Source organism: Synergistales bacterium (assembly GCA_021736445.1).
Lineage (GTDB): Bacteria > Synergistota > Synergistia > Synergistales > Aminiphilaceae > JAIPGA01.
On the sequence record JAIPGA010000051.1, the window covers coordinates 1 to 16,916 of the forward strand.

Here is a 16,916-nt window from a genome sequence, read left to right on the forward strand (position 1 = left end):
CTCATGGCCGCCGTGGACACGATCACCCTCTCCGTGCTCGGCGAAGGCGGGCACGGCGCCATTCCGCACCGTACGCGGGACGCCATCGTCGCCGCAGCGGCGGTGGTCCAGAACCTCCAGACCATCGTGAGCCGCAGGATCTCCCCCTTCGACCAGGCGGTGGTCTCCCTGGGCACCATCCACGGCGGGCAGGCCAACAATGTCATCGCCGACCGGGTGGACCTCACCGGGACGGTGCGCACCTACGACGCCGCAACCCGCGCAGCCATGCCGGAGCTGCTGGAAGGCATCGTCACCCACACCTGCCAGGGCCTGGGCACCACCGGAGAGCTGGACTACCGCTTCGACCTCCCGCCGCTGGTCAACGACCCGCACTGCGCGGAGGTCGTCAAAGAGGTCGCATCCGATATGCTGGGAAGGGAAAACGTGGTGGAAGCACAGCCCAGCGGCGGGGGCGAGGACTTCGCCATCTATCTCGAGCATGTGCCGGGGGCGTTCTTCTTCCTCGGCGTCAGCCCTACGGAGGAGCCCTCGCCGGAGTGGCACAGTCCGCGGTTCGATGTGGACGAGTCCTGCCTGCAGGTTGGGGCCGCCGTTCTGGCCCGGACGGCACGGGACTACCTCCGGCGCCGCAGCTGACGCCGTTACGGGAGGAAGCTCCGCCGATCCCGGCAAGAGGAAGGCCTCAGGGGGCGGCGGTCGCGCCGCATGCGACCCCTTTGCTCTGTTCAAACAATCCTGTCTCTTGACACCCCGAGGGGAAACCTCTACTCTAGCAGCACGAAAATCCTGAGAAAATTCAGGATACCATACGATATGGAGAGGGAGGCGGAAACAGTGAAAGGAATCGTGCACAACACGGCGTTGCGGTTGGTGTTCATCGCGGTGATCGCGGTCTGTATTCTGGCCGGAGGGTCCGGCATCCCGGCCCAGGCTGCGGAGTATGAATGGAAGATGGCCATGCCCTGGCCGGTACCGGCCCAGGACTCGGTCCACGAGGCCTTTATCGAGCAGGTGGAGGAGGCAACGGACGGGAGGATCGAGATCACCTACTTCCCCGACGGCCAGCTCGGCACCCACGACGAGATCTTCCACTCCGTGCAGAGCGGCTCTATCGAGCTCGGCTACTTCGCCCCCTATGTCCATCTGGTGCCCGGCGGGATCCTCAACTGGATGCCCTGGGCCGTCATGAGCTGGGACGCCGCCAGGATGGCCTTCGACAAGGAGGATGGCATCCTCTGGGAGGTCATGCAGGAGGCCTACGGCGAGGTCGGCATGACCATGCTCTACCAGGCCTCCTACGGCCCCTACGGACTGGGCAACAACGTCAGACCCCTCAAGAGCCCGGCGGATCTGAAAAACCTCAAACTCCGCGTCTCCGGCTCCCTCGGGCCGGTCCGGATGCTCCAGCACATGGGCGAGGGAACGGGCATGACCCTGGAAACGGTGCCCTGGGCCGACCTCTACGACGCCCTGGCCAAGGGTGTGGTCGACGGCTGCTGGAGCATGTGGCCCTCGCTCATCGAGCTGCGCCATGCCGAGGTGCTGACCTACTACTCGGACCTCAACTTCCTCTGGGACATCAACAACATCGTGATCAACAGGGAACTCTGGGAAGAGCTCCCCGACGACCTGAAAGCCGCACTCGACGAGGCCGCAACGGAAGCACAGGCGGCGCTCTTCGACAAGATGCAGGGGGAGATCGACAAGTTCATCGAGGAGCTGAAGGCCCGGGAGGATTTCCATATCACCTTCCTCACCGACAAACAGCGCGAGGTCTTCCGTGAAGCCTCGGACATGGGGCCCGTCTGGGACGAGCTCTGCAAACCCTGGCTGGATGAGCACTACCCCGACCAGAACATGACCGAGAAGGTGCGGAAGGAACTCCGGCGGATCAACGAGAAGGCCATCGCCGAGAAGGCGGCCAACTAACGGGCAGCTTCCCCAGGGGACACACTGCCCAACCGAAAGGAGCGCAGACAAGGGGTCCGCACCGGGCTCGGGTGTCTGCGCTCGTTTTTCATATTCCCGATAGAGGTGGTTACGATGCGCGGGCTCTCTCAACTGCTGAACAGAGCGTTTGCGGTGCTCTCCAAAGTGGAGGACATCATCTGTTATACGGCAATACTGACTGTTACCTTTCTTGTCTTTTTCAAGGTCCTCAACCGGTATCTCTTCCGGTTTGAAATCATGTGGATCGGAGACTTCACGCTCTATCTGTTTATCTTCTATGTCTTCGCGGCGATCCTCTTCACGACCCGGGAGAACGGCCACACCTCCGTGGAGGTGGTGGCGCACATGATCTACAACAAGGCGCCCCAGCTCGAAAAACCCTACACCATCACGCTGCGGCTGGTCTCCATCCTGACGGCCTGTATCTTCACCATCCCGGTTTTCCACTTCGCCGCCAGGAGCATGAAGTACCCGCAGTACGGAACGCTCTGCCGGTGGTTCAACACCAGCTGGCTCATGCAGGCCATGTTCGTGATGATTGTGCTGGTGGTGGCCCACCTGCTCCGTTCGCTGATGGTCGATCTCTACGCCAGGCCCCGGCAGGCGGGCAACGGTGGGGAATAGGGAGGTATCGCCATGGAAATAGGAGTCTTCGCCGCACTGGTGTTGTTCATCACCACCCTCACCCTGGGGCTCCCGCTGGGCTGGGTCTTTCTGATCGGGACCATCTCGGGGATACTCGCCATGGGGGGATCGCTGGATTTCACGGCCACCACCTTCTACCACTCCATCGACAACTATGTGCTGATGGCCATCGCCTTTTTCATCTTCGCGGGCAGCCTGATCTCCTCCACCAGCCTGGCCGACCGGATCGTCCGGTTTTCCCACGCCCTGGTGGGCAAGGTGCGGGGCGGACTGGTTCTGGTGGGGATCGTGGCCACCGTCATCCTCAGTTCGCTCACCGGTTCCTCGCTGCCCACCATCTCGGCTCTGATCCCTCTGCTCGTCCCGCGGCTCGCCAAGCTGGGGTACAAAAAGAGCTACACCACGGCCGTCCTCTGTTCCTCCAGCTTCATGGGCTATCTGATCCCCCCCAGTGTCCCCGCGCTGATCTACTGTATGGTGGCCCAACAGTCCGTGGCGGCCCTCTTTCTGGCCACCGTGATCCCCGGACTGCTCCTGGCCCTGGGATACGCCATCCTCAACTACATCATCTGCCCCCGCTACATGCTCCCCGTGGCGGAGACGGAGGCGGGGGAGACACAGACATCCCGGCTCCGCGAGCTTGGACAGTCCACCTGGTCGGCCCTGCCCGCCCTGGGTGTCCCCATCGTCATTCTCGTGGGGATCTACGGCGGCATCTTCACGCCCAACGAGGCGGGCGCGGTGGCCGTGGTCTACTGCCTCTTCATCGGGCTCTTTATCTACCGGGACCTGAACCGGCGCTCCCTCACGGAGGCCCTCCACTCCTCGGTGCTGACCCAGGGGATGCTGGGGCTGCTCCTCGGGGCGGGGACGGTCTTCACCCGGTTTCTGATCCGTCAGGGGGCCGCCCAGGATTTCGCGAGCATGATGCTGGGCATGTTCGACGAAAAGGTGCTGGTGCTGCTCTCCGTCAATCTCTTTCTCCTCATCCTCGGCATGTTCATCGACGGGATCCCCATCCTCATCCTCGCGGTCCCCATGGTCCTTCCGCTGATGAAGGAACTGGACGTGAACCTCATCCACCTGGGGGCCATCGTGATCGTGAATGTCGGCCTGGGCGTGGTCACGCCGCCCTACGCCATCTCGATCTTTGTGGGACAGCGACTCTCGGGGGTGGGCTACGGGGAACTGGTGCGGCCCATGCTGCTCTTCCTTCTCATTGTCGGCATCCCCGTCCTTCTGCTCACCACCTATATCCCGGCGCTCTCCTGCTGGCTTCCCGAGTTTATCCTCGGCCCCCGGTTCGTGGGGCCCTGGTGACACCGGACACAGAGATTCAGGAAAGGAGCAGCATGCACAATGGAGCACAGCTTTGACGTTATTCTGAAAGGCGGCCGCATTCTCGACGGCACGGGGAATCCCTCCTACGTGGCCGATATCGGGATCCGCGACGGAGAGATCGCCCGGATCGGCCACATCCATGACGAAGCGGGCGAAACGACGGACCTCTGCGGACAGGTGGTGGCCCCGGGCTTCATCGACATCCACAACCACTGCGACCACACCATCCAGGCCTACCCCGACGCGGAGAACTACATCAGACAGGGGGTCACCACCCTCATCGGCGGCAACTGCGGCATCTCCATGATGCCCCTGACGGCCGATTCCGCCGCACCGGCCAGGCAGTACCTCTCGCCCTTCCTCGCACCGGGATGCGACTACGGCTGGGACTGGAGGAATGTCGGCGGCTTCGCGGAGAAGGTGGAAGCCCAGGGCATCACACCGAACCTGGGGTTTCTCGTCGGCCACGGGACACTGCGGCTCGCCGTCAAGGGCTTCGCCGGCACGGCGCTGACCCCCGGGGAGATGGACACAATGAAGGCCCTCCTCGCCGAGGCCATGGAGGAGGGGGCCTTCGGCCTCTCGGCGGGACTGATCTACGCCCCCGGCAGCTACGCCGACACCGCCGAACTGAGCGGGATCGCATCTCTCCTCAAGGCATACGACGGCCTCTTCGCCGTGCATGTCAGAAACGAGAGCACCATGCTCAACGAATCCATCGAGGAGGCGGTCCGGGTGGCCGGGGAGAGCGGGGCCAACCTGGAGATCTCCCACCTCAAGGCGGGGGGACGGCCCAACTGGGGAAAGGTCCACGGGGCGCTGGCCATCCTGGAGGAGGCCCGTGAACAAGGCATCAACGCCACCTGCGACGCCTATCCCTACCCCGCCGGGATGACCACCATCACCGCCCTGCTCCCGCCAGGGGTGCTGGAAGGCGGTGTGGACAGGATGCTGGAACGCCTGGGCGACCGGGATTCCCGCCAGGCCATCACCAGAGAACTCCAGGGGACGGCGGGGTTCGAAAACTGGATCCGGAATCTGGGGTTCGAAAACATCACCATCGCGGGCTGCCCGCCGGCACCGCGGTACGAGGGGATGCGTCTCGCGGACATCCTGGCGGAACGCCCCGGCGATCCCTACGAGGCCTTTTTCGACTGGATGCTGGAGATCGGCGGCGACGCCACCATGGTGCTCTTCAGCCTCTACGAGGGCGACGTCGAAACCGTGCTGGCCCATCCGCTCTCCTGCGTCATCTCCGACGGCTGGATCACCTCGCCCCGGACCGGAGGAAGGCCCCACCCCCGCGGCTACGGCACCTACCCCCGCTTTCTGGGACGTTACGTGCGGGAGCGCCGTCTGCTGCGGCTGGAGGAGGCCGTCCGGAAGATCACCTCGCTGCCGGCGCGGATCATGGGGATCACCGACCGCGGCATGGTCCGGGAGGGCTACCGGGCGGATCTGGTGACCTTCGACCCCGCCGCCATCCGGGACACGGCGACCTTCGACGATCCCCACCGCTTCCCCGAGGGGATCGATCTGGTCATGGTCAACGGAACCGCCGCCGTCCGCCGCGGGGAACTGACGGGCGCACGTCCCGGACAGATCGTCCGGCGGCGGAACCGCCGATAGACCAAAGCATCCCTCCGTCAGAGGTCTCACCGGGACGCTCCGCCTTCCCGGAGAGACCTCTGACGTTTTCTGTAAACTGATTCTTAAAATAAAGGCAAATACCGCTCTGATCGCACAGCCACGGCCCCATTATGATTCCTTTTATTCAGCCAGGGTTGATGGCGCCACGGCATCTTTGTTGTATAATATCTAACTAAGCGGTGCACTGCAGGGATGTCTTCGCGCTTCCTGTTCAAAGAAGGAGCTCCTGCGATAGTCTTGATGCGTCCCAGTCCAGCGAAACGGCCCCCTCCTGTGGTCCGAACAGGTCAAGCGATCGGTGCAGCCGGGAAGGAGGGATCTGCCCCGGCCGGCGGGAGAGGACCGTTCGGATCCGCATCAGACAGCTCGCCGCCGTAACCAGCATGGCCCCACACCTGCCGTGTGAGAGAGAGGGAGAAAGGAGGACCCCATGTTCAGGAATCTCAAACTCGGCACAAAGCTCATTCTCGGGTTTTCCGCTGTTGCCGTGATCACGCTGATACTGGGTCTCGCCGGATACTTCGGTGCGGTGCAGAACCAGGAGGCGGTGACCGAAATCGGTGTGGTGCGGCTCCCCAGCGTGGAAAACCTCCTGATCATCGACCGGGAGGCCGAAGGCGTCAACGCCGTCCTGCAGGCACTGGCCAATCCCGCCTTGCCGCGGCAGGAACGCCAGGCCGCCTACGAGAAACTCCGGCAATCCAGAGAGATCTACCAGAAGGCCTGGGACACCTATGCGCCTCTGCCGCAGACGGAAAAGGAGGCCAAGGTGTGGGACCAGTTCGTCCCCGCCTGGGAACGCTGGGCCGAGGCCGACAACAGGTATCTGGAGCTGAACAGAGAGATCGACGAGATCGGCATCGACAACCCCACCAACCTCCTCTGGCGCCTGGAGACCTTCCGGGCCGACCACTACGCGCTGGAAAAGAAGGTCCTCCTGCTGATCAACCAGGGGCGGGAATTCTCCGGGGGAGAAGACGACACCGCCTGCCGGTTCGGCAAGTGGCTGACCACCTTCTCCACATCCAGCCGGGAACTCCAGGAGCTCATCGCCTATATGCGCACGCCCCACGCACGCTTCCACGAGGCCGTAAGGCTCATCAAGGAGGCCGTCGCCGCGGGGAGCACCAACAAGGCGATGCGTCTCTACACCAACGAGATGGATCCCGCCTCCGACCAGGTCTTTGAGTACTTCAACCAGCTGATCGGCCTCGCCGAAGAGGTGAAAGCCCTCCAGCAGGAGGCGCAAGCCCTGCTCTCCGGTGCCGTGACCACCAGGATGGAAGAGGCCCAGCGGCTTCTGGACCAGCTGGTGGAGATCAACGGCGAGATCGCCGCCCACGAGGTGGAGGGAGCCCGCTCCCAGGCCTCCTTCATGAAGACCTTCACCCTCGTCGCCGCCATTATCGGCGTCCTGCTGGCCATGGCGCTGGGCGTTTTGATCACCCGCTCCATCACCAAACCGATCCACAGGATCATCGGGGAGCTCAACGAGGGATCCGGACAGGTCACCGCCGCCTCCGGCCAGATCTCCTCGGCCAGTCAGTCCCTGGCCGAAGGGAGCAACGAACAGGCCGCCTCCATCGAGGAGACCTCCTCGTCGATAGAGGAGATGTCCTCCATGACCAAACAGAACGCCGACAACGCCAGAGAGGCGGACCGGCTGATGAAGGAATCCCGGAAGGTGGTCGGGCAGGCCAACGACTCCATGGGCAAGCTCACGTCCTCCATGGAGGAGATCACCAAGGCCAGCGAAGACACCTCCAAGATCGTCAAGACCATCGACGAGATCGCCTTCCAGACCAACATCCTGGCCCTGAATGCCGCCGTCGAGGCCGCCCGCGCCGGCGACGCCGGTTCCGGATTCGCCGTGGTGGCCGAGGAGGTGCGCAACCTCGCCCAGCGGGCCGCCGACGCCGCCCGGGACACCGCATCGCTGATCGACGGCACGGTGAAAAGGGTCCACGAGGGATCGGGGCTTGTCACCACCACCAACGAGGCCTTCGGGCAGGTGGCGGACAGCGCCACCAAGGTCGCCTCGCTGGTCGGCGAGATCGCCGGGGCATCCAAAGAACAGGCCCAGGGCATCTCCCAGATCAACAAGGCGGTGAGCGAACTGGACCAGGTGACCCAGCAGAACGCCTCCAACGCCGAGGAATCCGCCTCGGCCGCCGAAGAGCTGAACGCCCAGGCCGAGCAGCTGAAGCTCATGGTCAACGACCTGGTGGCCCTGGTGGGCAGCCGCGACACGGAGGAAGACAAGGCGGACAGAACAGGGCGGAAAAACACCCGGAACCAGACAGCCGCGGACGCCTCACCCCCCGACGGAGACGGGGAGGAAGAGGAGTAGACAGGCCGATGCGGCAACGCCCCCGGGAAAGGACCTCTCCCGGGGGCGTTTGTGTCGCCGCCGGATGCGGGGAAGCGCCGCGCTTCCGTGCCCTCTCCGACAGGCCCCTTCGGCCTGCCCGGGAACAGGGGGCATCGGGCTCCCCTCCGTCCCCGCCAAGCGCGGAGGGGGACGCAACCCGCACTGCATGACTGTCGCGCCCCTTGTGCCGATGAACCTCTCGTTCTTCTGCGGACCTGTCGCAACCTCCTGCAGATATCGGAAGAAGGGCCTTCATCTCTACGGAACGAAGCGGTAGGATAGAAGCGTGTATCTGAAACCCAAGCATGGCGAGATGGGGTGAGAAGGAAAATGAAAAACAACAATGGCGACAATGTCTACAATATCAACGACATGCGGGAGAACACCCCGACAGAGCCCGGCATGCCCCCAAGCTTCCAGGCTGATGAGTTGATCTTCGACGCCATGGAGGAACCCGACCGGCGCAGGCGGCTGCAGCTGATCTACCAGGCCCTGGCCATACATCCCGAATGCGTGGACGCCTACAATATGCTGGCCCGGGACGCCGCCCTGGATACCGTGGAAGAGCTGGTCTACTACAGGCAGGGTCTCATCGCCGGCGGGAAGGAGCTCGGCAAGGACTTCTTCAGGGAAAACGAGGGACACTTCTGGGGTCTGGTGGAGACCCGCCCCTACATGCGGGCCAAGCTGGGCTATGCCGAGACGCTCTGGCTCCTGGACAACAAGCAAGACGCGGTGGAGGAGTTCCGGCACATGCTCAAACTCTGTCCCGACGACAACCTGGGCATCCGGTACCTCCTGCTGCCCCGGCTCATCGAGCTGGATATGGACGACCAGGCGCAGGAGCTTTACCAGAGCTTCGACGACGGTACCGCCTGCTGGGCCTACAGCCGAATCCTGCTGGACTTCCGCAAAAGCGGGAGCGCCCCCGCCGAACACATCGACGAGGCCCTGGCCTCCAACGCCTATGTCCCGCCCTATATCGCCGGGAACAAGCGCCTCCCCAAGGAGATCCCCGACGAATACCAGCTGGGCAGCCCCGAGGAAGCGATCATCTACATCAGTGAATCCGGCGCGGCCTGGAAGGCCACACCGGGCGCCAGGGAGTGGCTCCGCAAGGAGCTGACCGCCCGCGGCCTCACGCCGACAGGCAGACAGCGCAAATCGTCGAAAAAGAAAGGCAAATAGAGACCTTTCCGTGTGGCCCGAAGGCGGTGCAGGCCGGGAAGGGAGAAGGGACAAGAACATGGAACAGAGGAGCCAAACGTTCCGGGAAGCGCTGCTCGCCATGGAAAGAGACCATGCACACATGCTTGCCGAAAGCGGCTTCGATACCTCAAACCCGCTGGAATTCATTGAAACCGTCATGGTCCCGGCGCTCGAGTCCATCGGTCAGGGCTGGGAGCAGGGGACGGTCTCACTCTCCCAGGTCTACATGAGCGGACGGATCTGCGAGACCATCATCGACAACCTCCTCCCTTCGGGTTCTGTTCCGGCGCGGCCGCATCCCCCTATGGCTCTGGCGGTCCTCGAAGACTTCCACATGCTGGGCAAGCGGCTCGTCGGTTCCGTGCTCAAGGCGAACCGCTTTGACCCCTTCGATTACGGGCAGATCCAAACCGAAGATCTGGTCAGCCGGGTACTCCGGGACCGCATCGAGATCCTTCTGCTCTCCACGCTCATGCTTCCCTCGGCACTGCAGGTCAAGGAGGTCCTGCGGCTTCTGACCGAGGAGGAATGGAAGGGCAGCGTCATCGTCGGCGGGGCACCCTTCCGCTTTGACGACCAGCTTTGGCGCGAGGTGGGCGCAGACGCCACGGCCCACCGGGCCTCCGATGTCCCGGGGATACTCAGCCGATTTGAAGGGGTTTCGTCATGAACAGAGAGACAATGACGCCCATGGAACGGGTGATGACAACCTTGCAGTTCAGGGAGCCCGACCGTGTCCCCCTGTTCCTGTCCCTGACCATGCATGGTGCGAAAGAGCTTGGTCTGAGCATAGAGGAATACTACGCCAAAGCGGAGCATGTGGTGGAAGGCCAGCTCCGCATGCAGGCCAAATACAGGCACGACTGCCTGATCCCCTTCTGCTATGCGGCCGCAGAGACAGAGGCCTGGGGCGGCACAACCATCTTCAGGGACGACGGCCCCCCAAACAGCGGGGCACCGGTGATCACGACCCCGGAGATGATCCCCGACCTGGAACCGCCCTGCGTCGAGGACTCCCCTTCGCTGCAGAGAATCCTGGACATCACAGGGGAGCTCCACAGGAGGTCCCGTGGCGAGATCCCCGTGCTCGGCGTGGTGATCTCCCCCTTCTCGCTGCCTGTCATGCAGATGGGCTTTGAAGCCTATCTTGTGCTGACCTACGAACATCCTCAACTCTTCCAGCAACTCATGAAGGTGAACGAGACCTTCTGCATCGCCTGGGCCAACGCCCAGCTGGCAGCCGGTGCAACCGCGATCATCTACTTTGACCCTGTCGCGTCGCCGTCGATCACCACCCGCCAGACATACCTGCAGACCGGCTACCAGGTAGCCAGGCGGACCCTCGCCGCCATCGAGGGGCCGACAGCCACACACCTGGCCTCCGGCAGCAGCCTGCCCATCGTCGGAGACCTCTGCGGCCTGGACACCCAGGTGGTCTGCCCGAGCGCCGACGAAGACCTTGGAGAGGTCAAAGCAACCGGTAGAGGGCGGCTCGCTGTGGTCGGCAACCTCAACGGCCTCGCCATGCGGCGCTGGACGGCCCGGCAGACAGAAGAGGAGGTCCGGCACGCCATCGAGAGAGGCGGACCCGGCGGAGGATTCGTCCTGTCGGACCACCACGGCGAGCTGCCCTTCCAGGTGCCCGATGAGGTGCTTTTTGGGATCTCCGAGGCTGTCCGGAGGTGGGGTTTCTATCCGCTGCAGACCAACCCAGGGACTGCGCAGGAACGATGAGCATGACGGCAGAGCCGGAGAGCCCCGAGATGATCATCCTGGTCTGCGAGCATTTCTTCGGTGAAGCGGAGGCCGCCCTCGCCAGACTGGAGCTGGATGACATACGCTGTATCCCTTTCCCGGCACGCTGCGGCAGGCCACCCCTCTCGCGGGAGGAGGTGGACCGCATCGTCGGCGAGTGCGGTCATCCCGCACAGATAGTCATCATCGGCAGCTGCTGCCTCGAGGGACTGGAACAATCCCTGCCGGCCGGGCACTCCTGCACCATTGTGCAATCAGCCACATGTTTCGAGATGATCGCCGGAAAGACCTTCGTCGAAAACCAGCTGCGGCAGGGAGGATTTCTCGCCACGCCGGGCTGGCTCGCCCACTGGCGGGAGTGGATCGACACAAATGGATTCGACCAGACAAGGGCCAGGGAGTTTTTCAAGGAGTCCATCAACGGCATCGTTCTTCTCGACACGGGGATCGACGGTGAGGCAAACCGGCACCTCTGGGATTTCGCCGCCTTCGTGGACCAACCAGCCATCACGATCGCCGAGGGAATCGACTTCTTCACCGTCTTTCTCCACCAGCGCATCCTCCTGGGACGGCAACAGATCTCCGAAGATCATCAGCGCCTGCAACGTCAGGAGCAGGCCGATTTCGCCATGGTGCTGGACCTTCTGAGCGACCTGCCCAAAGCAACCACGGAACAGGAAGCCTTTGATAAGACCGCCGCTGTATTCGCGATGCTCTTTGCGCCATCTCATATCCGCTACGTGGAGATCGAGAAGGAGAACGCACCGCAGGTCTGGCTGCTCGAAGGTGCTCAAACGGCCGAAGGGAGAGAAGCGGCCATCGAACGGGTGCGGCAGGTCACTCGAGCGGGCGCAACGAACAAAGAGGCCCATGGCTTCACACTGCGCCTTGCCGGCCGTGGAGAGGGCCTCCGCGGTCTGGATGTCCAGGGGGTCACCTTCCCACAATATATCGACCGGTACATCCAAATCGCCCAGCTTGTCGCCAACGTCTGCGGCATGGCTATCGACAATGCCCGGAGCTACGAACGCCTCATGGAAAACCAGGACCGGCTGCGGACACTGGCCACAACGGACAGCCTTACCGGAATCGCCAACCGGGGCCATTTTATGCAACAAACAGAACTGGAGATCCAGCGCGCCGGCCGGTACGGTTCGGCCTTCTCTCTTTTGAGCCTGGACGTGGACAATTTCAAACAGATCAACGACACCTATGGACACCCCACTGGAGACAGGGTCCTGCAAGAACTGGCCGCCCTATTCAAAAACAACCTCCGAGCAAACGACTACCTTGGACGGATCGGCGGGGAGGAATTCGCAGTCTGTGCCGTCGAGACCTCTCTGGACGGGGGCCGCGAGATTGCCGAGCGCATACGGAAGGATGTCGCCGGTCACGCCTTCGAGAGCTGTGCGGACAGAATAGGCTGCACTGTCAGCATCGGCGTGACCGCCTATCACGGAGGGGATGATACCCTGGCACAAATGCTGAAACGCGCCGACACAGCGCTCTATCAAGCCAAGGAGGAGGGGCGCAACCGGGTCGCCGTCAAGTGACGACGAGGGGCACCGCCTCGACGCAGATCCCGCAACGGGTGGGCGTTTCTTGCTCAACGGAAAGCCTGAGACATGGAAGGAGGGCGGTTCGGTCACTGTAGTGGTTTGTCCCGGTACAGAAGAAACTAGTCGACAGCGCCGGTAAAGAGACCGCCCTGACCGTCGCAGGAACAGGCGACGCTGTTCTTTCCGTTCTGCTTGGCGCGGTAGAGCATCCGGTCCGCCTCGTCGAGCAGTGCGGTGCAGCTGGGGGTGTGTTCGCCGTAGATGGCCACACCGAAGGAGGCGGAGACGGAGAGGCCGCCGCCGTCCCAGGGAATCCGGCGGGAAGCGATGGCACGCCGGAGCGTGTCTATCTTGGCGGCGTGGAGCTTCAGGGTTTCCCACCTGGACCGCCGGACACTCTCCAGAAGCACCACCAGGAATTCGTCTCCGCCGTAGCGGCCGAGGTAGTCCGTCTTCCGGACGCCCTTCCGGATGACCTCGACAACCTCCACAAGCAACCGGTCTCCCGCCAGATGCCCGCAGGTATCGTTGATCTCCTTGAGATGATCCACGTCGAGCATGGTGAGCGTAAAGGTGGTTCCGCTGCGTTTCGTCCGGTCTATCTCGTTGCGGAGGCGCTCCAGCATATACCGTCTGTTGAACACGCCAGTCAGCTCGTCGGTGCGGGAAAACTCCACGATCTGCTGCCGCTGTTCTTCAAGCTTCCGCTCCATCTCGGCCTTCTCGATGGCCTGTCGGACGGTTGCCTTCACCGCCGTCTTCCGCAGCCGTTCCTTCACCAGATAGTCGGCGGCACCCGATTTCATGCCCTCGATGATCACGGAGGGGTCCGTCTCGCCGGTGATCATGACCACCGGGATATGCGCCGTCGCAGCATCCGCTTTCAGTCGCCGCAATACCTCGATGCCCTTTTTCCCGGCAAGATGGTAGTCAATCATGATGCAGTCGGGGCGGTGGCGTTCGGTCAATGCGCCGACATCGCTGCTTCCATCGTCATAGAGCGCCCGGTACTCGGGACCGGCATAGCGGGCGAGTATCCTGAAGTCGTCATCATTGTCGTCGATGATCAGGATCGGTCGGCTCTCCATGGGCGCCACTCCTCTACGACAGCACGCTGCATCAAAACAAGAAACCGCAAAGTCATTATACCATTGCCGTTTCCCGCAGGACATTGCTCATCAGGGTCGCTTCGCCAGAAAGATCCAGAAGTCCTCGATGTCCAGGATCGCCTTGACGAACGCCGACGGTTCTATGGGTTTTTCCACGTAGCTGTTGGCCTCCAGGGCGTAGGCCCGCTCCACATCCTCCTGCCGGCTTGAGGCCGTCAGGACCACCACGGGGATCTTCTTGATCTCCGGCAGCCTCAGACGCATCCGGAGGAAGTCAAAACCGTTCATGATCTCCATGTTCAGGTCAAGCAGGATCAGCTGCACCCGGGATGGTTCCCTTTTGTGCAGATAGTCCAGCGCCTCCTTCCCGTTGGAGACATAGTCGAAGCTGTTGCCGATCTTGCCTTTCCTGAAGGCCCTTTTGATCATCAGGATATCGTCGTCGTTGTCTTCGACGACAAGGACGGATTTCGCTTCCATCTGTCACGTCTCCTCCGACTGGTGCAGATCCTTGCTGATGGTAAAGGCCATCGTCGTTCCCTCTCCAGGCACACTGGCCTCCACCCAGGCCGACCCCTGATGCTGTTCCGCCACCGAGGCGACGATGGCGAGCCCCGCGCCGCTGCCCTCGATGCCTCTGTTCTGGTGGCCCTTGCGGAAGAGCTCGAAGACCCGCTCCCACTGGTCTTTCTCGATCCCTCTCCCATTGTCCCGCAGGGTGAACAGATGGTGTTCCGGCAGCTCGCGGTAGCCCACCTCCACCACGGTGTGCTCCTTGTCGCCGTACTTGAGGGCGTTCCCGACGAGGTTCCGGAAGACCATCTCCAGCCACACAGGCTGGCAGACCACCTCCGGCAGCTCCGGATACCGGAGGGTCGCGCCCTGATCCTCCAGCTTCGGGGCCAGATTCGCTTCCGCTTCCCGCACCAGATCCGTCACGGACACCCGCCTGAAGGCTACATCGTACCGACCCACCCGGGAAAGCAGCAGCAGATCGTCGATCATCCGGGCCATCCTGTCGGAGGCCCTGATAATCCGGGCGAAATAGTCGGCGGCCTCCTCGTCGAAGTGCTCCGCGTAGTCCTCGCGGATGAATTCGCTGAAGGTACGGATGCTGCGGATCGGCTCCTTCAGGTCATGGCTGATGGTGTAGGAGTAGTTCTCGAGCTTTCTGTTGATGAGGCGCAGCTCCTCGTTGCTCCGCTCGATCTCCGCTTCGGCCCGTCTGCGGGCGGTGATATCCACGGAGGATGCCATCAGGGCGATGGGGCGGCCGCTGTTATCGCGCACCAGCGCGGCGGAGAACTGTACGTCGAAAAAGGTGCCGTCGGCCTTCCGGGCCCGCTCCTCCCGCTGCACGGCCTCCTCTGTCCAGATGGTGTCCCGGAGCTCCTCCAGATAGCCGTCGATCTCCCAGAACTCCCCGATCTCTCTCCCCAGGACCTCCTCCTCCGAGCGATAGCCCCATGTGGCGAGAAAGGCGGGGTTCACGTAGGTCAGCCGGCCTTCCAGATCGGCCATCACAAGGGGGCTGACCGCCGATGCCACCAGGAAGGACAGCCGGTGCAGCTCCTCCTCCCTGGTGCAGAGCGAGGAGATCATATTCTGCAGGCACAGCCCCAGCGCCCTGGTTTCGCTGGTTCCCCGGACCGGCAGCGACGCCGCCTCGATCCCCTCCGATTCGATCCTGCGGGCGCTGTCGGCCAGCTCGGCAAGGGGACGGGAGATCCCCCGGGCCAGCCACAGCGCAAGCAGCACCGCCACCACCAGAAAGCCCGCTGTGATCCAGAGGATCTTGGTGCCCAGCGCGACAGCGGGGGCCACCAGCTCGCTTCTGTAGACGGCGGCACCGATGTACCAGCCAAGAGGCTCGAAGAAACGGACGAAGGATATCTTGCGGGTGACACCGTTACCGCCCTGCGGTTTCGGACCGAGGTACTCGTGCCTCCCGCCGGGCTCCTCGGCGGCCTCTATCAGCGCCGACAGGATCTCCTGTTTCTTCCGGCTGTCGGCAAAAACGGCGCCGTTCCCGTCGGCGATCTCGGGATGCATCAGGATCTCGCCATCATCCGTAAAGACAAAGAGGTAGCCCGATCTCCCCAGTTCGATCTCCGAGAGGCTCGTAAACATGGTCTCGCTGATGTGGTCCAGGTGGGTCACGCACTCGTCCTCGATGTCGTCCACGTACAGTCCCGTCCCCACCACCCACCCCCAGGGCTCGAAGAGCTGCACACAGGAGAGCTTGGGCTCTATCTCCGTCAACCCCTCCGGTGTCGGCTTGGGCCACCGGTAGGTCACAAAGGCCTTGCCGTCCTCGGACTCCCGGCAGGCCTCCACAAAGTGGGCTGTCAGGTTGCTCCCGTCCCCGAGGGCCTTGTACATCAGCGGATGTGTGCAGGGCTTCCACTCCAGTTCGGGCATCGCCGCATGCATGAGCATCATGGGGATGGGCAGCCTGTCGTTCTGCACCCAGAAATAGCCCGCCCCGTCGGCGTAGCGCATCCCCCGCAGGGTCTCCATGGCCGAGTGCCTGGCCGCCTCCCGGGTGATCACCCCGCTGCGGGCGCGCCTGTAGCTGCTTTCCACAGCCGCCATGGCCAGCTGCAGGGTGTCCTCCAGGGCCGACCGGCGCTCCCGGAGGAGGGCCTCGCCGTGGTAGCGGTACTCCTCGTAGCCATTCTCCACGGTGAGCATGGCCAGATCGAGCACCTCGTGCACATGTTTGGTCTCCATGTCCGTGACACTGCGCTCCACATCGTGCTGGGCCAGGAGCCCCACGGCCGCGAAGACCGCGAGGATCAACACGATGAAGGCCAGTGCTATCCTGCCCCGCAATGAACGCATCGGAGAAAGCGTACCCTCCAGAATATTCGCAATAAGATATGAAATATAATAAAAGAACTGAGCATAGTATCATTTCACCGGATAAATTCAGTATAGCGGAACGGGGAGTGGCGTCAAGCGCCAGCCTCGCGCCGCATGCCCTCTTCGGCGAGCCAGGGAACGGGCGCCCCGACAACGCCGGCAGGCCCGGCGTATTGCCGGGCACAAACAACCGGAGCCGCCGCCAGAGCGAGGCCACGGAGAACGCCCCTGTCCGGGCACTCCCGGAACAGCGCCGTACTACCTTCCGAATCCCATGGCGACGGCCCCGGCGGGACAGGCCCGGGCGCACTCGCCGCAGAGGATTCTTTTCATGGGATAGCCAAGAGGGGCACGCCGCTCCGCCCGCTTCCTCATGGATACGCCTGCCAACCGGAGGCCTCCGTTGGACTGGCGCCCCTCCAAAAGGCCAGGGAGCAGGATCTCGGCACCTGGCTCCCC

Annotated in this window: 14 protein-coding genes; 10 read left to right on the top strand and 4 right to left on the bottom strand. The window is 63.1% G+C overall.

From position 1 onward, the window contains the following. The 10 genes from K9L28_08160 to K9L28_08205 all read left to right on the top strand — a co-directional run. Positions 1-639 (top strand): amidohydrolase (locus K9L28_08160; GenBank protein ID MCF7936298.1); only part of this gene is annotated, 639 nt, incomplete at its 5' end. A 177-nt stretch (positions 640-816) separates the two neighbouring features. Then, positions 817-1,932 (top strand): TRAP transporter substrate-binding protein, encoded by a 1,116-nt coding sequence (locus K9L28_08165; protein ID MCF7936299.1) that lies wholly within the window; start codon positions 817-819, stop codon positions 1,930-1,932. A 114-nt stretch (positions 1,933-2,046) separates the two neighbouring features. Beyond that, entirely contained in the window at positions 2,047-2,577 is a 531-nt protein-coding gene (locus tag K9L28_08170; GenBank protein MCF7936300.1) for a TRAP transporter small permease subunit, read from the top strand. Positions 2,578-2,589: 12 nt separating this feature from the next. After that, positions 2,590-3,918: a TRAP transporter large permease gene (locus K9L28_08175; protein ID MCF7936301.1), complete on the top strand. Its 1,329-nt coding sequence runs from the start codon at positions 2,590-2,592 to the stop codon at positions 3,916-3,918. 39 nt (positions 3,919-3,957) lie between these two features. Then, complete coding sequence (locus K9L28_08180) at positions 3,958-5,568, top strand: D-aminoacylase (protein ID MCF7936302.1); 1,611 nt, start codon at positions 3,958-3,960, stop codon at positions 5,566-5,568. Between the two features lie 451 nt (positions 5,569-6,019). Beyond that, positions 6,020-7,939 carry an MCP four helix bundle domain-containing protein gene (locus K9L28_08185; GenBank protein ID MCF7936303.1) on the top strand — a complete coding sequence of 640 codons (1,920 nt, stop codon included), beginning with the start codon at positions 6,020-6,022 and terminating at the stop codon, positions 7,937-7,939. A 351-nt stretch (positions 7,940-8,290) separates the two neighbouring features. Then, positions 8,291-9,148 carry a hypothetical protein gene (locus K9L28_08190; GenBank protein MCF7936304.1) on the top strand — a complete coding sequence of 286 codons (858 nt, stop codon included), beginning with the start codon at positions 8,291-8,293 and terminating at the stop codon, positions 9,146-9,148. 58 nt (positions 9,149-9,206) lie between these two features. After that, positions 9,207-9,839 carry a B12-binding domain-containing protein gene (locus K9L28_08195; GenBank protein ID MCF7936305.1) on the top strand — a complete coding sequence of 211 codons (633 nt, stop codon included), beginning with the start codon at positions 9,207-9,209 and terminating at the stop codon, positions 9,837-9,839. Further along, a complete protein-coding gene (locus tag K9L28_08200) occupies positions 9,836-10,903 on the top strand; it encodes a uroporphyrinogen decarboxylase family protein (protein ID MCF7936306.1) in 1,068 nt (355 codons plus the stop codon). Before K9L28_08195 ends, K9L28_08200 begins: the two co-directional genes overlap by 4 nt. 2 nt (positions 10,904-10,905) lie before the next feature. Further along, a complete protein-coding gene (locus K9L28_08205; protein ID MCF7936307.1) occupies positions 10,906-12,477 on the top strand; it encodes a diguanylate cyclase in 1,572 nt (523 codons plus the stop codon). Between the two features lie 125 nt (positions 12,478-12,602). Here K9L28_08205 and K9L28_08210 read toward each other — a convergent pair whose 3' ends face one another. From K9L28_08210 to K9L28_08225, 4 genes are all read right to left on the bottom strand, one after another. Then, positions 12,603-13,571, bottom strand: coding sequence for a diguanylate cyclase (locus K9L28_08210; protein MCF7936308.1), 969 nt, complete (start codon positions 13,569-13,571; stop codon positions 12,603-12,605). 90 nt (positions 13,572-13,661) lie between these two features. After that, complete coding sequence (locus K9L28_08215; GenBank protein MCF7936309.1) at positions 13,662-14,072, bottom strand: response regulator; 411 nt, start codon at positions 14,070-14,072, stop codon at positions 13,662-13,664. 3 nt (positions 14,073-14,075) lie between these two features. Continuing rightward, the gene (locus K9L28_08220) at positions 14,076-16,436 is read right to left on the bottom strand and encodes a cache domain-containing protein (GenBank protein ID MCF7936310.1); all 2,361 of its coding nucleotides are present in this window, start codon (positions 16,434-16,436) and stop codon (positions 14,076-14,078) included. A gap of 279 nt (positions 16,437-16,715) precedes the next feature. Further along, positions 16,716-16,916 (bottom strand): hypothetical protein (locus K9L28_08225; protein ID MCF7936311.1); only part of this gene is annotated, 201 nt, incomplete at its 5' end.

Bases quoted from the DNA above. Each gene is read 5' to 3' on its own strand.
- K9L28_08165 (MCF7936299.1), top strand. From the start codon at position 817: ATGGAGAGGGAGGCGGAAACAGTGAAAGGAATCGTGCACAACACGGCG.
- K9L28_08170 (MCF7936300.1), top strand. From the start codon at position 2,047: ATGCGCGGGCTCTCTCAACTGCTGAACAGAGCGTTTGCGGTGCTCTCC.
- K9L28_08175 (MCF7936301.1), top strand. From the start codon at position 2,590: ATGGAAATAGGAGTCTTCGCCGCACTGGTGTTGTTCATCACCACCCTC.
- K9L28_08180 (MCF7936302.1), top strand. From the start codon at position 3,958: ATGGAGCACAGCTTTGACGTTATTCTGAAAGGCGGCCGCATTCTCGAC.
- K9L28_08185 (MCF7936303.1), top strand. From the start codon at position 6,020: ATGTTCAGGAATCTCAAACTCGGCACAAAGCTCATTCTCGGGTTTTCC.
- K9L28_08190 (MCF7936304.1), top strand. From the start codon at position 8,291: ATGAAAAACAACAATGGCGACAATGTCTACAATATCAACGACATGCGG.
- K9L28_08195 (MCF7936305.1), top strand. From the start codon at position 9,207: ATGGAACAGAGGAGCCAAACGTTCCGGGAAGCGCTGCTCGCCATGGAA.
- K9L28_08200 (MCF7936306.1), top strand. From the start codon at position 9,836: ATGAACAGAGAGACAATGACGCCCATGGAACGGGTGATGACAACCTTG.
- K9L28_08205 (MCF7936307.1), top strand. From the start codon at position 10,906: ATGACGGCAGAGCCGGAGAGCCCCGAGATGATCATCCTGGTCTGCGAG.
- K9L28_08210 (MCF7936308.1), bottom strand. From the start codon at position 13,571: ATGGAGAGCCGACCGATCCTGATCATCGACGACAATGATGACGACTTC.
- K9L28_08215 (MCF7936309.1), bottom strand. From the start codon at position 14,072: ATGGAAGCGAAATCCGTCCTTGTCGTCGAAGACAACGACGACGATATC.
- K9L28_08220 (MCF7936310.1), bottom strand. From the start codon at position 16,436: ATGCGTTCATTGCGGGGCAGGATAGCACTGGCCTTCATCGTGTTGATC.